At 58.6% G+C, this 22,725-nt stretch carries 19 protein-coding genes; 14 read left to right on the forward strand and 5 right to left on the reverse strand.

Going from position 1 to position 22,725, the window contains the following annotated elements; translation table 11 throughout:
* From ispC to BST95_RS08775, 13 genes are all read left to right on the forward strand, one after another.
* On the forward strand, positions 1-1,191 hold the full coding sequence (ispC, locus tag BST95_RS08715; protein ID WP_084198932.1) for a 1-deoxy-D-xylulose-5-phosphate reductoisomerase: 1,191 nt from the start codon (positions 1-3) through the stop codon (positions 1,189-1,191).
* Positions 1,191-2,546, forward strand: a complete 1,356-nt coding sequence (gene rseP, locus BST95_RS08720; protein ID WP_084198933.1) for an RIP metalloprotease RseP — start codon at positions 1,191-1,193, stop codon at positions 2,544-2,546. The genes ispC and rseP overlap by 1 nt, the downstream gene beginning before the upstream one ends.
* A gap of 55 nt (positions 2,547-2,601) precedes the next feature.
* On the forward strand, positions 2,602-5,172 hold the full coding sequence (gene bamA, locus BST95_RS08725; RefSeq protein WP_373295090.1) for an outer membrane protein assembly factor BamA: 2,571 nt from the start codon (positions 2,602-2,604) through the stop codon (positions 5,170-5,172).
* A 26-nt stretch (positions 5,173-5,198) separates the two neighbouring features.
* Positions 5,199-5,711 carry an OmpH/Skp family outer membrane protein gene (locus tag BST95_RS08730; protein WP_229801664.1) on the forward strand — a complete coding sequence of 171 codons (513 nt, stop codon included), beginning with the start codon at positions 5,199-5,201 and terminating at the stop codon, positions 5,709-5,711.
* 12 nt (positions 5,712-5,723) lie between these two features.
* Positions 5,724-6,725 (forward strand): UDP-3-O-(3-hydroxymyristoyl)glucosamine N-acyltransferase, encoded by a 1,002-nt coding sequence (gene lpxD, locus BST95_RS08735; RefSeq protein ID WP_084198935.1) that lies wholly within the window; start codon positions 5,724-5,726, stop codon positions 6,723-6,725.
* 29 nt (positions 6,726-6,754) lie between these two features.
* Positions 6,755-7,186, forward strand: coding sequence for a 3-hydroxyacyl-ACP dehydratase FabZ (fabZ, locus tag BST95_RS08740; RefSeq protein ID WP_084198936.1), 432 nt, complete (start codon positions 6,755-6,757; stop codon positions 7,184-7,186).
* Positions 7,183-7,953 (forward strand): acyl-ACP--UDP-N-acetylglucosamine O-acyltransferase, encoded by a 771-nt coding sequence (lpxA, locus tag BST95_RS08745; protein ID WP_084198937.1) that lies wholly within the window; start codon positions 7,183-7,185, stop codon positions 7,951-7,953. Before fabZ ends, lpxA begins: the two co-directional genes overlap by 4 nt.
* 5 nt (positions 7,954-7,958) lie before the next feature.
* Positions 7,959-9,104, forward strand: coding sequence for a lipid-A-disaccharide synthase (gene lpxB, locus BST95_RS08750; protein ID WP_084198938.1), 1,146 nt, complete (start codon positions 7,959-7,961; stop codon positions 9,102-9,104).
* Positions 9,097-9,687: a ribonuclease HII gene (rnhB, locus tag BST95_RS08755; RefSeq protein WP_066058288.1), complete on the forward strand. Its 591-nt coding sequence runs from the start codon at positions 9,097-9,099 to the stop codon at positions 9,685-9,687. Before lpxB ends, rnhB begins: the two co-directional genes overlap by 8 nt.
* A gap of 477 nt (positions 9,688-10,164) precedes the next feature.
* Positions 10,165-13,653: a DNA polymerase III subunit alpha gene (gene dnaE / locus BST95_RS08760; RefSeq protein ID WP_084198939.1), complete on the forward strand. Its 3,489-nt coding sequence runs from the start codon at positions 10,165-10,167 to the stop codon at positions 13,651-13,653.
* 113 nt (positions 13,654-13,766) lie between these two features.
* Positions 13,767-14,123, forward strand: coding sequence for an NUDIX hydrolase (locus tag BST95_RS19940; RefSeq protein WP_268244994.1), 357 nt, complete (start codon positions 13,767-13,769; stop codon positions 14,121-14,123).
* 10 nt (positions 14,124-14,133) lie between these two features.
* Positions 14,134-14,424 carry a DUF1244 domain-containing protein gene (locus tag BST95_RS08770; RefSeq protein ID WP_084198941.1) on the forward strand — a complete coding sequence of 97 codons (291 nt, stop codon included), beginning with the start codon at positions 14,134-14,136 and terminating at the stop codon, positions 14,422-14,424.
* A 21-nt stretch (positions 14,425-14,445) separates the two neighbouring features.
* Entirely contained in the window at positions 14,446-15,969 is a 1,524-nt protein-coding gene (locus tag BST95_RS08775; RefSeq protein WP_084198942.1) for an arylsulfatase, read from the forward strand.
* A 51-nt stretch (positions 15,970-16,020) separates the two neighbouring features.
* On the opposite strand, the gene BST95_RS08780 is transcribed toward BST95_RS08775, so the two are convergent.
* From BST95_RS08780 to BST95_RS08795, 4 genes are read right to left on the reverse strand one after another with little or no spacing between them, the layout of a single operon-like run.
* Positions 16,021-17,037 carry a TIGR03617 family F420-dependent LLM class oxidoreductase gene (locus BST95_RS08780; protein ID WP_084198943.1) on the reverse strand — a complete coding sequence of 339 codons (1,017 nt, stop codon included), beginning with the start codon at positions 17,035-17,037 and terminating at the stop codon, positions 16,021-16,023.
* Between the two features lie 12 nt (positions 17,038-17,049).
* Complete coding sequence (locus BST95_RS08785) at positions 17,050-18,072, reverse strand: hypothetical protein (protein WP_084198944.1); 1,023 nt, start codon at positions 18,070-18,072, stop codon at positions 17,050-17,052.
* A complete protein-coding gene (locus BST95_RS08790) occupies positions 18,069-20,327 on the reverse strand; it encodes a PEP/pyruvate-binding domain-containing protein (protein WP_084198945.1) in 2,259 nt (752 codons plus the stop codon). Before BST95_RS08790 ends, BST95_RS08785 begins: the two co-directional genes overlap by 4 nt.
* Positions 20,328-20,344: 17 nt before the next feature.
* A complete protein-coding gene (locus tag BST95_RS08795) occupies positions 20,345-20,557 on the reverse strand; it encodes a hypothetical protein (protein WP_084198946.1) in 213 nt (70 codons plus the stop codon).
* Positions 20,558-20,723: 166 nt separating this feature from the next.
* On the opposite strand from BST95_RS08795, the gene BST95_RS08800 reads away from it, so the two are divergent.
* Entirely contained in the window at positions 20,724-21,992 is a 1,269-nt protein-coding gene (locus tag BST95_RS08800) for a ribonuclease J (RefSeq protein WP_240500284.1), read from the forward strand.
* Here BST95_RS08800 and BST95_RS08805 read toward each other — a convergent pair.
* Complete coding sequence (locus tag BST95_RS08805) at positions 21,989-22,549, reverse strand: DUF2452 domain-containing protein (RefSeq protein ID WP_084198948.1); 561 nt, start codon at positions 22,547-22,549, stop codon at positions 21,989-21,991. The two genes, BST95_RS08800 and BST95_RS08805, sit on opposite strands and share 4 nt — an antisense overlap.
* Between the last annotated feature and the right edge of the window lie 176 nt (positions 22,550-22,725).

A 22,725-nucleotide genomic window follows, 5' to 3' on the forward strand; every position in this document is an offset into this window, starting at 1 on the left:
ATGAGCAGTGCGGTACGTCAGGTCTCTGTTCTAGGGTCCACAGGTTCTATTGGTGTCAGCACCCTCGATGTGATCGGGCGCCACCCCGAAGATTTCCAGGTGTATGCCCTGGCCGCACACCGCTCGGTAGACGCCATGCTTGCCCAATGTGAGCAGTTCCAGCCGCGCTATGCCGTTATGGCTGATGAAAGGGCTGCTGAGGCCCTGCGCAAGGGGCTGGCAGCGGGTTCGGTCACCGAGGTATTGTGTGGTGATGCAGGCCTGGAGCAGGTTGTGACTGCCCCGGAAGTCGACTGTGTCATGGCGGCCATCGTCGGTGCCGCCGGCCTGCCTTCTACCCTCGCGGCGGCGCGAGCGGGCAAAACTCTGTTGCTGGCGAACAAGGAGTCGCTGGTCATGGGAGGCCATCTCCTGATGCAGGCCGTGCGCGATTCAGGCGCCCGATTGTTGCCTATCGACAGCGAACACAACGCGATTTTTCAGTGCATGCCCGCTGATAGCGAGGCGCGCCCTCAACTCAAGGGCGTGAGTAAGGTTTTGCTGACGGCCTCTGGTGGCCCGTTCCGCAACTGGACCCACGCGCAAATGGCCGAGGCCACCCCGGATCAGGCTTGCGCGCACCCTAACTGGTCCATGGGGCGCAAGATTTCCGTAGACTCCGCAAGCCTGATGAACAAGGGGTTGGAATTTATCGAAGCCTGCTGGATTTTTGATGTCGGCCCGGAACAGGTTGATGTGATTGTGCACCCGCAGAGTATTATTCACTCCATGGTGCAGTATGTGGACGGTTCGGTGATTGCCCAGCTCGGCAATCCCGATATGCGTACCCCCATAGCTTACGGGCTAGCCTGGCCCCAGCGGGTGGATGCCGGCGTGGCGCCGCTGGATCTGATTACCACCGCCAGGCTCGATTTCGAGGCTCCGGACGAGCAGCGGTTCCCCTGTTTGCGCCTGGCCCGTGAGTCGGTGGCGAGCGGTGGCACGGCCATGGCTATCTGTAATGCTGCCAATGAGGTGGCGGTAGAGGCATTTCTGGACGAGAGAATTCGCTTTACGGACATTCCGCGAGTGATTGAGTCGGCCATGGAACGGGTGACCTCGGTTGAACCGACGGACCTCGATGTGGTCGAAACTGCAGACAGGGAGGCCCGGGAGGCCGCCCGCGAAGCGATAGGGACGCTGGTCAGCTAATGGACATGTTGTACACCATACTTATCACGCTCTTCACCCTGGCCGTGCTGGTGGCGGTGCACGAGTACGGCCATTTCTGGGTGGCCCGCAAGTGCGGCGTTAAAGTCATTCGATTCTCCATCGGCTTCGGCAAATCCCTCGGCAGCTGGCGGGACAGCCAGGGCACGGAATATTCAGTCGCCGCCATTCCCCTGGGCGGCTACGTCAAAATGTTGGACGAGCGCGAGGGCGACGTGCCCGAGGAAGAGCTCGAACAGGCATTTAATCGCAAACCCGTACTCCAGCGCATTGCCGTTGTGGCCGCCGGCCCGCTGGCAAACCTGTTATTGGCTGTGGTCGCCTACTGGTTCCTGTTTATGGCTGGTGAGCGCGGCTATGCGCCGGTTATTGGTGAGGTAGAGACCGGCTCCATCGCCGATGTGGCGGGCCTGGAGACTGGTCAGGAAATTGTCGCGGTAGATGGCACCGATACCCCCACCTGGCGCGCCCTGAGCTTTGCATTGCTGGATCGTATCGGTGATTCCGGCACCATTGAATTTGCGGTGAGCTACCCCGGTTCCGATATGGTCTATGAGTCAGAGGTGGTTATTGACCGCTGGCTGTCTGAGCAGGAGGAACCCGATCTGTTCGGCGGCCTGGGTATTGCCATGTACACCCCGGATGTACCGCCTGTGGTAGACAGCGTGAGCGAGGGCAGCCCCGCTGCCGCTGCTGGCCTGCAGACCGGCGACCGGGTGCTGCGGGCAGATGCTGTGCCCATGGAAAAGTGGATGGATTGGGTGGAATATGTGCGCGCCCGACCAGGCCAGCCCATTACCCTTGAGATTGAGCGCGACGGCCAGATTGAGCAGCGTGTCATCACCCCTGAACGCGTGGTGGAAGAGGGTGCTGAGCCCTTTGGCCGCGTCGGTGTGGGCGTTGCCCTGCCGGAAATGCCCCCGGAAATGATTCGCACCTTCCAGCGCGGCCCGATTGAGTCAATGGGGGCTGCGGTGGTGCAGACCTGGGAACTGGTCGGATTTACCCTGAATTCGATCAAGAAAATGATCATGGGGCTCATCTCGCCGAAAAACTTGAGCGGCCCTATTACCATTGCTAAAGTGGCCTCCGCCTCCGCCAAGTCGGGGCTGGAGTCCTATATTGGCTTCCTGGCCCTGCTCAGTGTAAGCCTCGGCGTATTGAACCTGTTGCCGGTCCCGGTACTGGACGGGGGACACCTGTTGTTTTACACCGTGGAGCTCTTGGCTGGACGGCCTGTACCTGAGAAAATACAGGCCCTTGGATACCAGGTGGGCCTGTTTCTGGTGCTGGGAATGATGGCACTGGCTCTATATAACGATTTTACGCGCTTGTAGCGAACAGTAAGAACAACTCAGCTACATGCTGAATCTGTCGATTGAGTGAATTTTGATTAAGCGATATTGCAAACACCTGGCCGTGGTACTTCTCCTTTTGGTACCTCATGCCTACGCCGAGACATTTATCATCTCTGACATTCGGGTGGAGGGACTGCAGCGGATTTCAGCCGGTAGTGTCTTTGCTTCGCTGCCGGTGGCGGTGGGCGACATGGTGGACGAGCGCGCGATTCGCGCCTCGGCACGCAGCCTGTTCTCGACAGGTAATTTTGACGATATTCGCATCGGCCGGGACGGCAATGTCCTTGTGGTCGTGGTGGCCGAGCGCCCCAGCATTAGCGAGATCAATATCGACGGCAACAAGGCGATCGAAACCGAAGCTCTGCTCGAAGGCCTCAAGGGTGCGGGCCTGGCGGTTGGCCAGGTATTCCAGCGGTCTACCCTCGAAGGCATGCAATTGGAACTGCAGCGCCAGTACGTCCAGCAGGGTCGTTATGACGCCAGCATTGATACCGAGGTGGTGCCGGAGCCGCGCAACCGGGTCACAATCAATATCGACGTCAACGAAGGTACCGTGGCGGCGATCAAGCACATCAACGTGGTGGGCAATGAAGTATTCACCGACGATGAGCTCGGGGAAGTCTTCGAACTCAAAACGACGGGCTGGCTGTCCTTTTTTACCAACGACGACAAGTATTCCAAAGAGAAGCTGACCGGTGACCTGGAATCCCTGACCTCTTACTACATGGACCGCGGCTATCTGCAGTTCCGCATCGACTCTACCCAGGTGTCGGTATCCCCCAACAAAGAAGAAGTCTACATTACCGCCAACGTGACCGAGGGCGACAAGTTCACTGTGGGCAGCGTCGATCTGTCCGGAGACCTGGTGTTACCTGAGGAAGACCTGCGTCGCTTCATGCTGGTAGCAGAGGGGCAGACCTTCTCACAGCAGCTGGTGACGAGTACCGAGGAATATATGACTCGTCGCCTGGGCAATGAAGGCTATAACTTCGCCAAGGTGACCGGTATTCCCGAGGTGGAAGAAGGTGAAACCACGGTAAGCATGAAGTTCTTCGTTGATCCCGGCAAACGCACCTACGTGCGCCGCATCAGCTTCAAGGGCAACATGAAGACGGCCGACGATGTACTGCGCCGTGAAATGCGCCAGATGGAGAGTGCCCCCGCCTCCTCGGCCAAAATTGAGCAGTCTCGCGTTCGTCTGGAGCGACTGGGCTATTTCAGCCGGGCCACGGTGGAAACACCACAGGTGCCTGGCCACGATGATTTGATTGACGTCGAATACAGCGTGGAAGAGCAGTCCTCGGGCAGTATTGGCGCCAGCTTCGGCTACGCCCAGGACGCGGGCCTGATTCTCGGCCTGAATCTGCAGCAGGATAACTTCATGGGTACTGGTAAGCGGGTTGGTATTAACCTGAACTCCTCGCGCTACCAGGATCTTTATAACTTCAGCTACACCAACCCTTATTACACTGAAGACGGTGTGAGCCGCGGCTTTAATGTGTTCTACCGCTCCACTGACCTTTCCGAGGTGAACGTGGCCAGCTATACCACCGATACCATGGGCGCATCCCTGAACTTCGGTTACCCGATTAAGGAAACCCAGCGTCTGGGTTTCAGCTTCGGTATCTCCGACACCGAGATCACAGCCGGTCGCTTTGCCGTCCAGGAGATCAAGGCCAGCCCACGTCTGGAAGACGGGGTGGAGTACTGGTTTGACAGCACCCAGCTGCCCGATGGCACCTTTGCCGGACCTGAAGAGGTGTTCCCGATCGATACGCTGCCACCGTCGTATCTGACACCGCCTGCTGACCTGGGCTTCCTCGATGAGAACGGCGACGAATTCTTGAACTGGACCATCACCGCCAGCTGGACACAATCCACCCTGAACCGCGGTCGTTTCGCCACCCGAGGTACCTCGAACTCAGTTTCGCTGGAAGTGGCCATGCCGGGCTCTGACCTGGAGTTCTACAAGCTGAATTACCGCGGTGAAGTCTACTTCCCGATCAAGGGTGAGTGGGTAATGCGCTTCCGCGGAGAACTGGGCTATGGCGACGGTTATGGCGATGCCACCGAGCTGCCGTTCTACGAGCACTTCTTTGCCGGCGGTTTCGGCAGTGTGCGTGGCTTCGAGAGCAACACCTTGGGACCGCGTTCCACGCCCGCAGAGCTCTATGAGGGCCGCGGCGCGGTGACAGAGGTCGACGAGGAAACCGGCGAGCCCACCGCCATCGGCGACTTTGGTTATGTCGCGGTTGATGACAAATTGCTCTATGAGACTCTCAACGACGACCCCGATCCCTTCGGTGGCAACGTGTTGGTTGAGGGTAGTGCTGAGCTCCTGTTCCCGCTGCCGTTCATCAAGGATCGCAGCCAGCTGCGCTCTGCCTTCTTCGTGGACGTGGGCAACGTATTCAATACCAACTGCGGTGTAAACCAGATCAACTGCTTCGATATCGATGCCGATGAACTGCGTTATTCCGTGGGTGTGGGCGTAACCTGGATTACCGGGTTCGGCCCCATGACATTCAGCCTGGCCAAGCCGCTTAATGCCGGCGACGAGGATGAGGAAGAAGCCTTCCAGTTCACCCTCGGCCGAGGCTTCTGATTTTTACCTGACGATTGGAGATAACCGTGTCTAAATTTTTCAAAGTAACCCTTGCTGCGCTGGCGTTTACACTGTCTGGCGCTGCGATGGCCCAGGGCAAAATTGCCGTTGTAAACCTGCAGGAAGCTATTCTGCAGACTGATCTGGCCCAGAAGCGCATTGAAGAAGTGCGCAACGGAGACGACTACAAGGCCGACAAAGCCGAGTTCGACAAGCTCAAAGCCGAAATGGAAGAGCTGGTGAAGTCTTTCCAGAAAGATGCCGCGGTGATGAGCCAGGAACAACAGACCGCTGCGCGCCAGAAGCTGGCCAGCAAGCAGTCAGACCTTGAGCACGTTGGTGGCAAACTGCAGCAGGCCGAGCAGGTGGCGGGCCAGCAGTTGCTGCAGGAGCTGTCTCCCAAGGTTCAGGAAGTCCTGCGTGAACTGATCGCTACTGAAGGCATTGGCCTGCTGATGCCGCGCGCTTCCGTGATTCACGCGGATCCCGGCTACAGCATTACCGCCAAGGTGACTGACAAGCTCAACCAGGCCAACTAAGGCGCCCTGGTAATGACTCTCGGGGAGCTGGCGGAACAATTGGGCCTGACACTCTCAGGCGATCCCCAGCGCCCCGTGTCCGGCCTTGGCACCCTCGCCAATGCTGGCCCCGAGGAAGTGACCTTCCTCGCCAATCCCAAGTTCCTGTCCCAACTCGAAAAAACCCGAGCCGCAGCGGTGATTTTACGTGCGGATATGGTCGAGGCCTGTCCGGTGGGCAGCCTGGCTGCCGAAGACCCATATCTTAGCTACGCCCGCGCTACGGCGCTGTTTGATGGGGCGCCCGCTGTCCCTGAGGGCGTGCACCCCAGCGCAACGGTTGCCGCGGAAGCAAACATCGGTGAGGGAGCCTCTATTGGCCCCAATGCGGTGGTGGAAACCGGGGCTGATATCGGTGCCGGTGTCTCTATCGGGGCGAACGTGGTGGTCGGACAAAACTGTCGGATTGGCGCCGGCAGTGCCCTGATGCCCGGTGTGGTGCTCTACCACGACGTGCACCTGGGTGAACGCTGCCTCATCCACAGCCAGACCGTGATTGGCTCCGATGGCTTTGGCTTTGCCCCCTGTAAGGCCGGCTGGCAAAAAATCCATCAGCTGGGCGGCGTGCGCATCGGTAATGACGTGGAAATTGGCGCCGGTGTGACGATTGATCGCGGTGCACTTGAGCATACGGTGCTCGAAGATGGTGTGATAATCGACAACCAGGTGCACATCGCCCACAACTGTCGTATCGGCAAAAATACCGCGATAGCAGGTTGCACCGGAATGGCCGGAAGTTCGATCATAGGCGCTAACTGTACGCTGGCTGGAATGGTGGGTGTGGCAGGGCATCTCGAGATTTGTGACAACGTCCATGTGACAGGCATGAGCATGGTGAGCAAGTCCATTACCGAGCCCGGTTCCTACTCCTCCGGTACGCCAATGATGCCCTCGCGGGACTGGCGCAGAAGCGCGGTGCGCTTTAGCCAATTGGAACGTATCTACCAGCGGCTGGCCTCCCTTGAAGACAAGTAAGGGCCCTAGCTCCAAAGGAACAGCAATTCATGATGGATGTCATCGAAATCCGCAAACACCTTCCGCATCGCTACCCGTTTTTGCTGGTAGACCGGGTGGTGGAACTGAATCTGGGCGAATCAATCGTCGCCTACAAGAATCTTTCGGTTAACGAACCGTTTTTTGACGGTCACTTTCCTGACCAACCCGTTTTCCCCGGTGTACTGTTGGTAGAGGCCATGGCCCAGGCGGCCGGTATCCTCGGTTTCAAAACCATGGACAAGACGCCTGCTGACGGCTCTATCTACTACTTTGTCGGCGCCGATAACCTGCGCTTTAAGCGTCCCTGTGTGCCAGGAGACCAGGTGATGCTGCGGGCCTCCATTGTCGGCGAGCGCCGCGGTATCTGGAAATTCGACGTCAAGTCTGATGTCGATGGCGAGCTGGCGGCTTCCGCCACGATTCTCTGCGCTGACCGATGATTCACGAACTGGCTCTTGTCGATCCTTCCGCAAAGCTTGCGGATGACGTGGTGGTCGGCCCATGGTCGATGATCGGGCCTGAGGTCGAAATTGGCCCCGGGACGATTATCGAGCCCCATGTGATTATCCGTGGCCCCACCGTTATCGGTGCCAATAACCACGTTTACCAGTTCTCCAGCATTGGCGAGGCTACTCCTGATCTCAAGTATCGCAACGAGCCGACCCGGCTGGTGATTGGCGACAACAACATTATCCGTGAGAACGTGACGATTCATCGTGGCACGGTGCAGGACCGTTCCGAGACCACGATTGGTAACGGCAACCTGATCATGGCCTACGTTCATATTGGCCACGACTCGGTGGTGGGCAACAACACTATTCTGGTTAACAACACCGCCCTGGCTGGCCATGTGCATGTGGGTGACTGGGCGATTCTCAGTGGCTATACCCTCGTGCATCAGTTCTGCAAGATCGGCGCACACAGCTTCAGCGGTATGGGCACTGCCATTGGCAAGGATGTACCTGCCTATGTCACGGTCAGCGGCTCACCCGCTGAGGCCAAAACGATCAATATCGAAGGCCTGCGTCGCCGCGGTTTATCCGCCGATGCCATTAGTCAGCTGCGCCGTGCATTCAAGATTCTCTATCGCCAGGGCCTGACCCTGGATATTGCCCTGCAACGGCTGGAGTCTATGCTCCGAGAAACGCCCGAAGTGCAGATTCTTATCGATTCCGTGCGCGCTTCTGAGCGCGGCATCGTCAGGTAGTATTCATGCCTTCGGGCACATTGCGTATTGGTGTCCTTGCCGGCGAAGCCTCTGGCGATATTCTCGGCTCCCGAGTGCTGGCAGCACTTCGAGAACAATGCGACGAACTCATCGTTGAAGGCATTGGCGGCCCGCTAATGGAAGCCCAGGGCCTGCAGAGCATGTTTCCCATGGACCGTCTGTCGGTCATGGGCTTTGTCGAGCCACTCAAGCGCCTGCCAGAACTGTTGCGTATCCGCCGCACGGTGTTCGAGCATTTTCGCGACAATCCGCCGGATTTATTCCTCGGCATTGATGCACCGGACTTCAACCTGACCCTGGAGCGCAAGCTCAAGGCCCACGGCGTCAAAACTGCGCATCTGGTCAGTCCCTCAGTGTGGGCCTGGCGACAGCGCCGCATCCACAAGATCAAGCGCTCTGTCGATCTGATGCTGTGCTTGTTTCCATTTGAGACGCGCATTTACGAAGAGCACGATGTGCCCGTGCGGTTTGTGGGGCATCCCCTGGCCGATGAGCTGCCTGATCGCGCCGATGCGGCTGCGGCCCGCAACGACCTGAATTTGCCCGCTCAGGGCAAGATACTCGCCTTACTGCCCGGCAGTCGCGGCGGTGAGGTTCGCATGTTGGCCCCGGTATTCCTGCAGGCGGCTCGCCTTTTGTGGCAACTCAACCCCCAGCTCAGCTTTGTGTTGCCTGCTGCAAATCAGGCCCGGGAAGCCGAACTGCGCAAGCTACTGACCCAACAAACCGACCTGCCGGTAACTCTGATTAGTGGCCGCTCCCGCGAGGTGATGGCCGCCGCTGATGCCATTCTGCTGGCCTCCGGTACCGCCACCCTGGAGGCCGCATTGGTGAAGCGTCCTATGGTCGTGGCTTACCGCATGGCCGCGCTGTCCTGGTGGCTGGTGCTGCGCCTGGCCATCACTCCGTTTGCGGCATTGCCAAACGTATTGTCGGGTCGAGCACTGGTGCCAGAGCTGCTGCAGGATGGCGCCACGGCGGAGGCCATGGCCGCCTCAGCAGAACCGCTTCTGGAGGGCGGTGAGGCCGCCCAGAAGCAGATCAGTGCCTTCGACGATATCCATGCCACCCTGCGCCGCGACTATGCGCACCGGGCTGCCGAAGCCCTGCTGGAGCTGGCCCGTGGATGACCTGTTCGAAGTCAGTTATGAAGGTGCCGATCTTGCTGGTGTCGACGAAGTAGGGCGGGGCCCGCTGGCGGGCGACGTGGTGGCTGCCGCAGTCATCCTCGATCCGGCGCGGCCGATCGAGGGCCTGCGCGATTCCAAGAAACTCACCGAGGCTCGCCGTGAATCACTGGCAAAGGCTATCAAGGAACACGCCATTGCCTGGTCTATCGCCCGGGCTTCGGTGGCGGAGATCGACGAACTCAATATTCTGCATGCATCAATGCTGGCCATGAAACGCGCGGTTGAAGCGCTGGCCCCACAGCCGGGCTATGTATTGGTTGATGGCAATCGCCTGCCGGTCTGGCATTACGCCTCGGAGCCGGTCGTCAAGGGCGATGATCGGGTGCCGGCCATTGCGGCGGCGTCGATTCTGGCCAAGGTGCAGCGCGACAATGAGCTGATTGAGCTGGAAGCCCGTTATCCGGGTTACGGTTTCGCGAAGCACAAGGGCTACCCGACGGCAGCCCATCTGAGTGCCTTGCGCGAGCTGGGGGTGACGCCTGTGCATCGTCGGTCGTTCGGGCCTGTCAGAGAGCTATTGTAGTTCTTTAGTGCCCCGCCGCAGCGCGGGTGGCCGGTGAGGCTTACCTCACGGCCGCATGCTCCGCTTCGGCGGCTACGGCCTCGGGGCAACTCGGCGTGGGATTGCTGCGCAATCCTCAAGCACGCCTCAAACACTTACCGAGGAAAGCCCTTCGCCGCCTCTCGCTGCGCATTGGCGCGGTCTGATGGTGAGGTAAGCCCCACCGACCATCCGCACTGCTCTTGGCGTGAAAGGCCTCATGATAGTGGCGCCTCATTTTACCTGCCTTGTGGTACGGATCGATGAGCGGAGGCAGCTGTAAGCCTTCAGAAATCGTCGGGAGGCATGGATGCCGTGCGCCGAAGCGCGCCATGGATGGCCTTGCAGCGGTTTCTGAAGGCTTACAGGTGACTCCGATCCGGTTAGCAAAAACTCCGCAAACACTTCGAGCGAGAGAAAACTGCTGCCGAAAAAACCCAACAAATGTACACTGCATGAATGACTTCGTTTGTGCATTTACGCCTCCACTCCGAGTATTCAATTGTCGATGGCCTGGTGCGGCTCAAGCCCCTGATGGGCAGGGTAGCCGAGCTGGGCATGCCCGCCGTAGCAGTCACTGACTTCACCAATTTCTACGGCCTGGTAAAGGCCTACAAAGCTGCCTTTGGCGCCGGTGTGCAGCCCATTTTTGGCACCGACCTCAGGGTGATGGAAGCCGACGATCCCGAGAAGTCCTACCCCATGTGCCTACTGGCCATGAATGAGGCCGGTTACAAGAACCTTACGCTGCTGATATCCCAGGCCTATACCGATGGCCAGTATCTCGGTGAGCCCTATGTGCGCAAAGCCTGGCTTGAGGAGTGCGCTGAAGGCGTGATTGCCCTGTCGGCCGGTGCTGCCGGTGATGTGGGCCATGCACTGCTCAGCGATAAGCCCGAGCTTGCCCGGGAGCGGGCTGAGTACTGGATGAATCTTTACCCTGGGCGCTACTACCTCGAGTTGCATCGCACCGGGCGTGAAGGTGACGAGACTCATCTGCACCGGGCCGTGGCACTGGCTGGAGAACTGGAGTGTCCCGTGGTGGCGACAAACGATGTGCGCTTCCTGGAGGCCTCAGAGTTTGAGGCGCATGAGGCGCGGGTGTGTATTGGTGAGGGCAGGGCGCTGGACGACCCGCGCCGGGTGCGCGCTTATACCGATCAGCAGTACCTGCGCTCGCCCCAGGAAATGCAGGAGCTGTTTGCAGATATTCCCGAAGCACTGGCCAACTCGGTAGCTATTGCCCGCCGTTGTAACGTCGTGTTGGAGTTAGGCAAACCGTATCTGCCCGATTATCCCATCCCCGATGGCATGACCATGGATGAGTTTTTCCGGCAGTTGTCCCACGATGGGTTGGATGCGCGCCTGGAAGTTTTGTTTGATACCAGTGCCAGCGATTTTCCCGAGGTGCAACAACGCTATCGCGAGCGCCTGGATTTTGAGCTCGACACCATTGTGCAAATGGGTTTCCCCGGCTACTTCCTGATCGTGATGGACTTTATCCGCTGGGCCAAGGAGCACGATATTCCCGTCGGGCCAGGGCGGGGTTCCGGTGCCGGTTCGCTGGTGGCCTATGCGATGGAGATTACCGACCTCGATCCCATCGAATACGACCTGCTGTTCGAGCGCTTCCTTAACCCCGAGCGGGTATCCATGCCTGACTTTGACGTCGACTTCTGTATGGAGAAGCGCGACAAGGTTATCGAGTACGTGGCGGATAACTACGGCCGCGAGGCCGTTTCGCAGATTATTACGTTCGGCACCATGGCCGCCAAGGCGGTGGTGCGCGACGTGGCCCGGGTTCAGGGTAAGTCCTACGGCCTGGCCGACAAACTCTCGAAGATGATTCCCTTTGAAGTGGGCATGACCCTGGAAAAAGCGCTCGAGCAGGAAGAGCCACTGCGTGAGTTTCTTGCCGAGGATGACCAGGCCCAAGAAATCTGGGACATGGCCGAGCAACTCGAGGGGGTGACCCGGGGTGTGGGCAAACACGCCGGTGGTGTGGTGATCGCGCCTTCCAAACTGACGGATTTCTCGCCGCTTTATTGCGACGAAACGGGTTCCGGCCTCGTCACCCAATACGACAAGGGCGACGTGGAAGACGCCGGGCTGGTCAAGTTCGACTTCCTCGGCCTGCGTACCCTCACAATCATCGATTGGGCCGTGAAAATGATTAACCCGGCTAGGGCGCGCGCCGGTGAAGAGCCTCTGGATATTATGCAGATTCCGCTGGACGACGCGCCCAGTTTCCGCCTGCTCATGTCCGCCGAGACTACCGCCGTGTTCCAGCTGGAATCGCGCGGTATGAAAGATCTGATCAAACGCCTGCAGCCAGACTGTTTCGAGGACATTGTGGCACTGGTGGCCCTGTTCCGCCCAGGCCCACTGCAGTCGGGCATGGTAGATAACTTTATCAACCGCAAGCACGGGCGCGAGGAAATCTCTTACCCCGACGCGCAATACCAGCACGAGTGGCTGCAGCCGATTCTGCAGCCCACCTACGGCATCATCCTGTACCAGGAGCAGGTGATGCAGATAGCCCAGGAGCTGGCCGGCTATACCCTGGGTGGTGCGGATATGCTGCGTCGTGCCATGGGTAAGAAAAAGCCCGAGGAGATGGCCAAGCAGCGCGCCATCTTCGAAGAGGGTGCCCAGGGCAAGGGTGTTGACGGCACCCTGGCCATGAAGATTTTCGACCTGGTGGAAAAGTTTGCCGGCTACGGTTTTAACAAGTCGCACTCGGCAGCATATGCACTGGTCTCCTATCAGACCTGCTGGCTGAAGACGCATTACCCCGCACCATTTATGGCGGCGGTGATGAGTTCGGAACTCGACAATACCGACAAGATTGTGATCTTTGTCGAAGAGTGCCGGCGCATGAAGCTGTCGCTCAAACTGCCCGATGTGAACGAAGGGCAGTACATGTTCACCGTGAACGAGCAGGACGATATCATCTATGGTCTCGGTGCGATTAAAGGCCTCGGTGAGGGCCCGATCGAGAATATTCTCAAGGCCCGTGAAGAGGGCGGTCCATTTAAGGACCTGTTTGATTTCTGTGCGCGCACCGATCCGCGCAAGGTTAATCGCAAGGCGATTGAAGCTCTGATTCGTTCCGGTGCTCTGGACTCCATGGGCGAGACCCGCTGGGTGCTGATGGCCAGCATGGAGGATGCACTCAAGGCTGCAGAGCAGAGTGCCAGCAACCGGGATGCCGGCATCGATGATTTGTTTGGCGAGGTGGTGCCCAGCCAGGGAAGCGGCCACGAGGATGTGTACGCACCGTTTCGCAATATGCGCCCCTGGCCTGATAAGGAGCGCCTGGGCGGCGAAAAGGACACGTTGGGGCTGTATATTACCGGGCATCCCATCGACGAGTATGAGCGTGAGATCCGTAAATTCGCGCCGACGCGCATCGCCGATTTACGTGCCGACAAGCAGGGGAATCAGGTGCTGGCCGGACTGATTGTGGCCATGCGCACCATGAAGACCAAGCGCGGCGATACCATGGCCATTCTTACGCTCGATGATCGCAGCGCGCGCCTCGAAGTCACGGTGTACGCCGAGGCGTTTAATGAGGCGCGTGAGTTGCTCGGTAAAGACAAGATCGTGATTGTCGAGGGCAAGGTGGCCCACGATGACTATTCAGGTGGCCTGGCCATGCGCGTTAGCGGCGTGCGCGATCTGACCCAGGCCCGCCAGAGCTATGCCTCAGCCCTGAGCCTGCAGTTGCGCGGCGAGCAACTCAATGACACATTTGTTGCCCAGTTACAGCGCACCCTGGAGTCAGGGCGCGGCGGCAGCTGTCCGGTGTCTATGATGTACCTGCAGGGCCATAACCAGGCTCGCTTCACCTGCGGGGAGAACTGGCGTGTGTCGCCGACCGATGAACTGCTGCAATCGCTGCGCGACCAGTTAGGTCAGGACAGAGTGGCGCTGGAATACCGGTGAGGCTTACTGCGGCGCTAGTGCTGACGCTTCTGTTGGCCGCTTGCGCGGACTCTTCCCGTCCCTGCCCTCACCAGGGCAAGGCCGATTTTGCTCCTTCCGGGGGGTGCCTCGCGGTGGTCCACGGTAAGATTTTGTTGATTGAGAATTTGGCCCGAAAAGTGTCGCCCCCTGGTGGCAAATCGTTGCAGGGTGAATCGGCGCAATGTACTGCCCATCGGGAAACTTACGAAGAGATCGGCCTGGACCTGGTCCCCGGTCGACTGTTGCACGTGTTTGATACCGGATTTCATCTTTACCATTGCCAGATTCACGCTGAATCGGGTCAGATCAAGCCCGCTGTACTCGAGGCCCGTCGCGCGATATGGCTCCCTGTAACAGACGTCGATGACGTCGAATGGCGCTTCCCCGGGCAGGGTGCTGCCCTGCGAACTATACTGAATACCCCCTACCAGCAACTCGAACAAGAGTAGAGAAATCAACATGTCAGACACCGACAAAATTGAAGCGGCGGTGTTTCGCCGCCTTCTTGAACACCTCGACAGCCGCAAGGATGTGCAGAACATTGAATTGATGAACCTGGCTGGTTTCTGCCGCAACTGCCTGTCCAAGTGGTATGTGGCCGCGGCACAAGAGCAGGGCGAGAGTGTCGACTATGACGCCGCCCGTGAGCGTGTCTATGGCATGCCGTATGGCGAGTGGAAAGCGCGTTACCAAACCAAGGCTACCCCGGAACAAATGGCGGCGTTTGCGAATAACAAACCCGCTGAATAATTCCAGCGACGAGGAACGATAATGATAAAACTCATCAAACACACGTTATTATTTTGCGCGTTTGCCGTCGTGCCTGCCCTGGCAGACGACAAGCCCAATATCCTGGTGTTCTGGGGTGATGATATCGGCATTACCAATATCAGCGCCTACAGCGACGGCATTATGGGTTATCGCACGCCGAATATTGATCGTATCGCCGATGAGGGCGTGCGCTTTACTGACTACTACGGCGACCAAAGTTGTACCGCCGGCCGCTCCAGTTTCATTACCGGTCAGTCGCCATTGCGTACCGGCTTGTCGAAAGTCGGTATGCCGGGCGCTGAACTAGGCCTCATGGATCGCGACCTGACAATTGCCGAGGTGCTCAAAGATCACGGTTACGCTACCGGGCAATTTGGCAAAAATCACCTGGGTGACAAAGACGAACATTTGCCCACCAATCACGGGTTCGATGAGTTCTTCGGAAATCTCTATCACCTCAATGCCGAGGAAGAACCTGAAGATGTGGACTACCCGACTGCACCGTGGTTCAAACAAAAGTTTGGCCCCCGTGGTGTTATCCGCTCTTATGCGGACGGTCGTATTGAAGATACCGGGCCACTGACGCGCAAGCGCATGGAGAACGTCGACGAAGAAATCGTCGCCGCGGCGAAGAAGTTTGTCGATCAGTCTGTGAAGGCGGACAAGCCGTTTTTTGTCTGGGTGAATACCACCGGCATGCACTTCCGTACTCACCCTGCTGAGAAACACCTGGGTAAGTCTGGCCAGGATTTTTACAACGACGTCATGGTGGCTCACGATGAATTAGTGGGTGCAATGCTCGACCAGTTGGATGAACTCAAGATCGCCAAAAACACCATTGTGTTCTACTCCACCGATAATGGCGTGCACTACAACACCTGGCCTGATGCCGGTATTACGCCGTTCCGCAGTGAGAAAAATTCCAACTGGGAAGGCGCTTATCGCGTGCCCGCTGTCATGCGCTGGCCCGCTAAGGTTGAAGCCGGCCAGGTCTCTAATGCGGTGATGTCACACCTGGATTGGATGCCCACCCTCGTGGCCGCAGCCGGCGATGCCGATCTCAAAGCGGATTTATTGAAAGGCAAGCGCGTCGGAAAGAAGAAATCCAAGCTTCATCTTGATGGTTATAACTTCGTTCCTTACCTGACCGGTGAAAGCGAGGAAGGCCCACGCAAGGAGTTCATTTACCACAATGACGGCGGCTTACCAGTATGTGTGCGCGTTGGCGACTGGAAGATTGTGTATGCAGAGAACCGCGCCCAGACCATGGCGCTGTGGGCCGAGCCTTCTGTGACATTGCGCGTACCGAAGATCTTCAACCTGCGCCGCGACCCCTTTGAACGAGCCGATCACAACTCCAACACCTACTGGGACTGGATGATTGATAAGGCCGCCTGGATGTATATGGCCAGCGCTGTCACCACGCAGTACCTGCAGACGTTTGAACAGTATCCGCCGAGTCAGGTGCCCGATTCCTGGAGCATCGATAAGCTGACGGACAAGTACCTGCAGGATATCAAGTAACCCTGCTCAGGCGCGGATAGAGACCGCGCCAATGGTGTCGCTAAAGCCCACCTACGCGTGGGCTTTTATTTGCTCGATAATCGGTGCCCAGAAACCTTCGGGTGTGGCATAGGGCGTATACAGGCTGATGCGGTTGGGCATGTCGCCGTATTTTTCTCTCACTCGTACGGCAACATTTTCTGGCTCATCGTAGATACAGAAGGCTTCGAAGAAGGTGTCGTCGATCAGATCTGCCAATTGGTCCCACTTCCCTTCCTTAGTCAGGCGATTGGCCTCTGGCTGTAGCTCGCCGTAGCCGATGGCTTCCATCGGGGGTTTGTAGGCGGGGGTAGAGGCGTAAAAACCCAACAGGCCTTTAATGCTGTCCTTGGCGGCTCGCATGGTCTCTTCGGTAGCACCGGTGGCAATCATGGCGCCGAGAGAAATGATGAAATCCGTATTCGACTTGCCGGCCTTCTCCAACCCCTTGTGTACTGCGGGCAGGGCGTGTTGCTCGATAAAGGCCTGGTTGTTAAAGGGGTGCATGATGATGCCGTCGGCCACCTCGCCGGCCACTTCGGTCATTTTTGGCCCCAGCGCGCCAAGCAGCACGGGAGGCTTGCCGTAGGGGTTTTCCCCTGCATTGAACATGGGCGTCATCAAGGTGTGGCGGGTGAATTCACCTTCGAAATTCAGGCGCTCGCCGTCCTGCCAGCAATCGAAAAACGCCTTGGTCGCGAGAATATGCTCGCGCATGCGCGCCGCCGGGCGCGAGAACTCGCAGCCGAAGCGGTTTTCAATATGGGTTTTGATCTGGGAGCCCAGCCCAAGCAAAAATTTGCCCTTGCTGAATTTGTGCAAGTCCCAGGCCTGGTACGCCAGGTGCGAGGGGTTGCGGGGGAAGGCGACGGCAATACCGGTGGCGATATCCAGTTGCGGTGCGTGCTCGGAAGCAAGCAGTAGCGGGAAGAACGGGTCGGTGTTGCCCTCCAGGGTATAGACCCCGTCAAACCCCTCTGCCGCCAGCCGCCTGGCTTCTTCAGCGGCGTTCTCCACCGTGGCGTAAAAGGGCGCGTCGATGCTTGTCATGATGCTGATGTCCTAGTGGTTGCCGGCACTGCCGCTGTCAATGTTGCGATTACATTCGAACCAGCCGGGGCTGGCTATGCCCTGATACGTGTCATCGAATGTACACCGCACCAGCGAGCGCCGATACTCTGTGCGCTTCGGAATGGCGAAGGTATGGGTAATGTCGATTTCGGTGCCTGAGACAGCCGCCATATCGGCACGAATTACCGAGCCGTCTTCACCGGTGAGGACGATGGTGCCGCTTACGGCTTGCTCCGGCGATGCTGCGTTGTATTCCACCTGAAAATCGACGTCCGTGAGGTTGACCATAGCAGCGTCCGCCGGCTTGAAGTAGCCCATTTTGATGGCCGGCCACTCGGGAATATTGACCACCGTGGCCTGCAGGCTGAACTGCTCGTTATTGATGACCAGGAACGCCCACTCCATGTCCCAGGGGCGAGGCCCCCAGGAGTGATCGCGCTCGCCGCGAACATCGAAGACACTCTCAATACCGGCAATACTGGTGGTGCACTGAGCTTTCATGGGTTGCTCATAGCGGTTGGTCGCATAGCCCTCGGCACTGTGACTCTCCACTTCGCCAGCACCCCGGGAGTGCGGTGGTGCTACCGCCTCCAGTTGCAGGTCCACCGCGACCGGAAGCACTGTGCCCAGCCGCACGCCACTGATCACCCTGGCGAATCCCCTGACGCTTAGCTTGCCGTCGACAAGAGGTTGTCCGGGGGTATAGCTGCATTCCAGACCCCAGCCACTGTAGCTAAAGGCCTTGTCGTCGTTATTCAGAGTCAATGCTGAGAAGGGCAAACGGTATTCTTCAATCACCAGCCATTCATTGTTGTGGTAGACAAACAGCCAGAACAGCAGCCGTTCCTGTGTCGGGTGCCAGCCTACCCGGCAGTGCCCGGCGAAAGTGGCATCGTCGTTATACCAGTCAAAGAAGTAGGACTCATTCCAGTCCATGTGATCGGGGCTGAACGGGTGGGGGTATTCATCTTCAGCGACGATGCCGAATTGGCTGATATCGAACGGTGCGCTCATCTCGGGTTACTCCTGGCTTCGCTATCCGTGGTGTTGTCGGTTGTGCTCGGTGTCCCCGCTGATCCGGCGCTGCATTGAAGAACCTCTACAGTACCGTTATCAGCGTCCAGGCGAATCAGGTCACCTGTGGTAATGCGGCGAGTGCCTTCGCGGGTATTTACGATGGCTGGAAGGCCATATTCGCGCGCGATGACAGCGCCGTGAGATACAGAGCTGCCGATGTCAGTTACAAGTCCGGCTATCAGGTTGAAGTAGGGTGTCCAGCCAACGTCCGTAATAGGTGCTACCAGAATTTCACCCGGCTCCAGGGCGCTGGCCTCTTCGACACTATGTGCCACGCGCGCCGGTCCTTCAGCCACACCTCTGGAGACAGCGCGGCCGCGGATCTGACCGTCCTCGTCGTGGGCCCGGGTGCGTTTGTCGATAGGCTGCGGTGGGCCATAGCAGATTTCTTCAAATTCGATCTGGTTCTGAAACGCCAGCGCCATACGCCGTCGATCGGCGATATTGGCCCAGTCGCTCTCTTCGCTGTGCGCGTCATTAGTCAGTGACTGGAGCTCTGCATGGCTGAAAAAGAATACCTGGTCGCTGTCTTTTAGTACGCCTTTGGCGACCAGCCGTTGCCCGAGTACGTGATACGCCTCTGACAAAGTGTGAGTGGCTTTCACCAGCATTGACTTCGTTGCCTCGCGTCGGCGGATGGCGTTGTGAGCTTTAGGCAGAATCCAGCGCAGCCCTCGGGAAAGCTCATCGAGATTGATAGCGGTGGGAGAAACGTCATCTGTGGCGCCGGCCAGTCGGGCTTTGACACTGGCTTGAAGCGTAGACACAAGGCTCTCAGGGTGTTGTGACCAGCTGGGCTGACGCACACAGAGCTCGCGATAGCCGCGATGACCATGTCGTTCCAGAAAGGCGTCGAATGCGTTGGCAATGTCCGATGTGGTTTTGTCGCCCAACCACGCCAGCGCTTCCGCTGGGGATAGTTCGCAAAACGCCTCTGCCGTATCTCGCTCAAGGCCGGCGATCCCGCGGGCAATGTCGTCCAGCTGTTCCACGAGCACGGCACTCTCTACGTCTTTTGCGCCTGCGAGCAGGCGCGCAGCCTCGGATTCATGGTCTGCCTCGTCGCCGGGGCCGCGGGCGAGCATGACGTGCAAGACGGCGCCTGAAAAGCCCGAGGTGGCGGAGGATTGCAGATGCACCCAGTAGGCCCGGTGTAGCACAGGAAGCGCCGTGTTTATGGCTTGTAGAACGGCGGCACTATCGCCTGACGTATTGATACTGAAGCTGTCCAGCTCGGTGCGGAAGGTGTTGATAGCCTTGTCTGCGCCCAGAATGTATTTCAACAGCCTGGCGAACCCCAGCAGCCTGATGGGTAGGGGCCTGGGCGGTGGCCCTTGCAGACCCGGAACTACGCGACCACACAAGCTCTGGCCCTGGGATTCCACATCAATGCCCATGACGCTCGCGGAGGCGACGGCACCGCCAGTCATATTGATGAACATCTGGCCGTGGCTGATGGCGACCTGGGTCCAGTCATCGGTGATAGCGGGGCGTCCGGCATAGGATACGTGCATATGTTGCATTCCCTGTTCGATGCCGCGACCTGTTACCGATAGCGTTAAGGGGCAGCAGGCCCCGGGCATCATTTCGCCAATATTGCAGCGAGTGACTATGTCCTGAGGCGGAACAACCGTGTCCTGCTCACGCAGATCGCTCGCCAGGGTGGTAATAGGCCGGGCCTGTACCCAGTAGAGTTGGCCTGCGCCGTCGATGGCCCATTCCATGTCCAGTGGCTGCCCGGCCTGTTGCGCTGCGGCGCGAGCCTGGCTGATCAGTAACTGCTGTTGATCGTCAGCCAACAGGGGACTGTCGTTGACGACTTCCGAATAGCACAGGGTGCCGGATTCATCGAACTCGTAGTGGTCAGGTGTCGCTTCGCCGCTGACCAGCGCCTCGCCCAGGCCGGCTACAGCGTCAATCACCAGCCGATCGTAGCGGTTGCTTACGGGGTCCACCGTAAAGAGCACACCGGCGACGGCGGCGTCGACCATCTTCTGGACAACCACGCACATGGTCGCCGGGGCGATGTGCTGGTCATGTTGGTAGGCGTCGGCGCGATCGCTGTGCAGCGATGCGACACATTGCTCGATCGCACTTTGCAGTTGTTCCAGGCCCTGAACATTTAGAATGGATTCGTATTGCCCGGCGAAGGAGGCATGCTCGCCATCCTCACCAATGGCAGAGGACCGCACCGCAACCTTGCACTCTCCTAATTCTCGGTAAAACTGCGCGAGAAGCTGCGCGGGGCCGGGCGGGTAGCGTCGAGAATCACAAAGCCGTTCGGGCAGGGCAGTTGCCAGTCCATCAGCTGTTTCAGGCCGTGGGCTTTGCCGCCGGCCGCTTGGTGGGCTAGTTCGCCGAGCCAGAGCAGTTGCGCCGCTGTACCGGTCTCGGAATCCGCTGCTACTGTGTCTTCCTTCATGTTTTATTTTTACTATACGATCGGATAGTGAGTAGGCATAAAGCTCGCACAGTTAATGGGTGGGGTCAAGACGGTGGCGAGCGAATGACCGTAGTATGCTTGCACTATGACCCCTTCATCAAAAGATCTCTGGTTTCTCCCGCTGGGCGGTTGCGGTGAGATCGGCATGAATATGAGCCTCTACGGCCATGATGGGCACTGGCTGATGGTGGACTGCGGCATCGGGTTTGACGATGAGAGTGCCGAGACTCGCATTATTACTGCTATGCCGGATTTTATTGCCGCACGACGGGATCAGTTGGTTGGGCTGCTATTAACCCACGCCCACGAAGACCACATTGGCGCAGTTGCAGATCACTGGCGGGAGTTGCGCTGCCCGGTTTACTGCACGCGTTTTACCGCTGAAATCCTGTCGCGCAAGCTCGCTGATGCGAGCCTGTTGGGTGTGACACCGGTGCATTGTGTTGAGACCGGTGAAAGACACAGCTTGCAGCCTTTCAATATAGAGTGGGTGGCGCTCAACCACTCAACACCTGAGTCCCAGGCACTGGTCATTCACACGCCCGCAGGCACGGTCTTCCACACTGGCGATTGGAAGTTGGACCCGGCGCCCGTAGTGGGTGATGGCTTCGATGCCTCTGTATTTCGTCGCATCGGTGATCGAGGTATTACTGCCATGGTGTGCGACTCCACCAATGCCACGGTGGAGGGGCGCTCGCACAGTGAGGGGGACTTGTATAAGGGCTTACTGGACAGAGCCAAGGCCGCCAGGGGCAGGGTGGTGTTCGCCTGTTTCGGCAGCAATGTGGCTCGCCTCACTACGCTGACAAAAATCGCGATCGCGACGGGACGTTATCCGGGGCTGTTGGGCCGCTCGCTGATCAACTACTACCGTGCCGCCCGGCTAAGTGGCGTATGGCCGCTTGAGCAGGAGCTGGTGCCTGCGGCTCATCTTGGCTATCTTCCCGCGGCAGAAGTCGTTGCTATCGCTACCGGCAGCCAGGGCGAACGCGGCGCTGCCCTGAGCCGCCTGGCCGCCGCCAATCACCCGGATATGGACCTGGAGCCCGGGGATACCGTGATCTTTAGCTCAAGGGTAATTCCGGGGAACGAGCGTGCCCTGGCGGCGCTTGATGCACGCTTGCAGGCGATGGGGGTGAACGTCATCCACGATGTAGACGAAGCCGCCCCAATTCATGCGTCAGGCCACCCTGCGCGCGATGAGCTGAGAGATATGTATGCGTGGATTCGCCCCCAGATTGCCGTACCTGTGCACGGCGAAGGCCGTCACCTTGATGCTCATACAGATCTGGCGAGGGAGTTGGCGGTGCCGGTTCAGCTCAACGGCCGCAATGGCGATTTGTATATGCTCGCCCCACAGCCCGGATTGCGCCGTGGCGCCGCGGCCGTGGGCCGCGTTGTACTGCGGCGTTAGCTGAGCAGCGCTGGCAGCTCCTGTCCTGCCAGCCAATCGCGGCTGCTTCGTGCGTCCAACCCTGATTTGGCCAATGAACTCCGCAGCGAATTGGACATCCCGGCGGCGAGTAGCCGGCGATAATACGGAAGTTCACGCACATAGAAGGGCAGGTGGTCCTCCAGTGTGCCGTCCTGATTTAACCAGTCAGCGAACCCTTCGCGAAATGCACTGAGTGCCTTCACCAGCTCGTCCTGCCTGTTGATATCTGCCCGTGGCGTGAGCTGCCAGGTCATGTCCGGCTGCATGACACAGCGACCCAGGCAGGGGCCGGGTGGATGTCCGTGCCAGTCTTCAGGCGACAGTAGCGATAGCGTCCAGTTGCTCTGGATGAGGTAGAGAAAGTAGTGGATGCCCGGTCGTGGCTTGAAGCGAATTTCTGCCGCCACTACCAGTGAAGTGACCAGGTAGTCGCGCAGCACTTCCCGAGGGGTGCGGGCGCTCACGACGGCAGGCTGGGCCTCGCGCCAGTCTTCGACAACGGGCACCAGACCCTTGCCTTGTGGATTGGCTGACATTGTATGCCTCAACTCATATGACGTGGCTTGATACGTATAGCAACCGCAAATGTGTCACTAATTATGAGTTTAAGTGCTAGTGATACAATAAAGGCCCCCTCGCGTCTCGCAAGGGGGCCTTTGAGATTTGTAGCATTTGCCGCGCCGCCTTTCGATTCAGCGGCTACCTGTATTTA

Origin of the sequence: Halioglobus japonicus (genome assembly GCF_001983995.1) — a bacterium.
GTDB classification, from domain to species: domain Bacteria; phylum Pseudomonadota; class Gammaproteobacteria; order Pseudomonadales; family Halieaceae; genus Halioglobus; species Halioglobus japonicus.

Excerpts from the sequence above, each read along its gene's own strand:
- ispC (WP_084198932.1), top strand. The coding sequence starts at position 1 with ATGAGCAGTGCGGTACGTCAGGTCTCTGTTCTAGGGTCCACAGGTTCT.
- rseP (WP_084198933.1), top strand. The coding sequence starts at position 1,191 with ATGGACATGTTGTACACCATACTTATCACGCTCTTCACCCTGGCCGTG.
- lpxD (WP_084198935.1), top strand. The coding sequence starts at position 5,724 with ATGACTCTCGGGGAGCTGGCGGAACAATTGGGCCTGACACTCTCAGGC.
- fabZ (WP_084198936.1), top strand. The coding sequence starts at position 6,755 with ATGATGGATGTCATCGAAATCCGCAAACACCTTCCGCATCGCTACCCG.
- lpxA (WP_084198937.1), top strand. The coding sequence starts at position 7,183 with ATGATTCACGAACTGGCTCTTGTCGATCCTTCCGCAAAGCTTGCGGAT.
- lpxB (WP_084198938.1), top strand. The coding sequence starts at position 7,959 with ATGCCTTCGGGCACATTGCGTATTGGTGTCCTTGCCGGCGAAGCCTCT.
- dnaE (WP_084198939.1), top strand. The coding sequence starts at position 10,165 with ATGACTTCGTTTGTGCATTTACGCCTCCACTCCGAGTATTCAATTGTC.
- BST95_RS08770 (WP_084198941.1), top strand. The coding sequence starts at position 14,134 with ATGTCAGACACCGACAAAATTGAAGCGGCGGTGTTTCGCCGCCTTCTT.
- BST95_RS08775 (WP_084198942.1), top strand. The coding sequence starts at position 14,446 with ATGATAAAACTCATCAAACACACGTTATTATTTTGCGCGTTTGCCGTC.
- BST95_RS08780 (WP_084198943.1), bottom strand. The coding sequence starts at position 17,037 with ATGACAAGCATCGACGCGCCCTTTTACGCCACGGTGGAGAACGCCGCT.
- BST95_RS08785 (WP_084198944.1), bottom strand. The coding sequence starts at position 18,072 with ATGAGCGCACCGTTCGATATCAGCCAATTCGGCATCGTCGCTGAAGAT.
- BST95_RS08795 (WP_084198946.1), bottom strand. The coding sequence starts at position 20,557 with ATGAAGGAAGACACAGTAGCAGCGGATTCCGAGACCGGTACAGCGGCG.
- BST95_RS08800 (WP_240500284.1), top strand. The coding sequence starts at position 20,724 with ATGAATATGAGCCTCTACGGCCATGATGGGCACTGGCTGATGGTGGAC.
- BST95_RS08805 (WP_084198948.1), bottom strand. The coding sequence starts at position 22,549 with ATGTCAGCCAATCCACAAGGCAAGGGTCTGGTGCCCGTTGTCGAAGAC.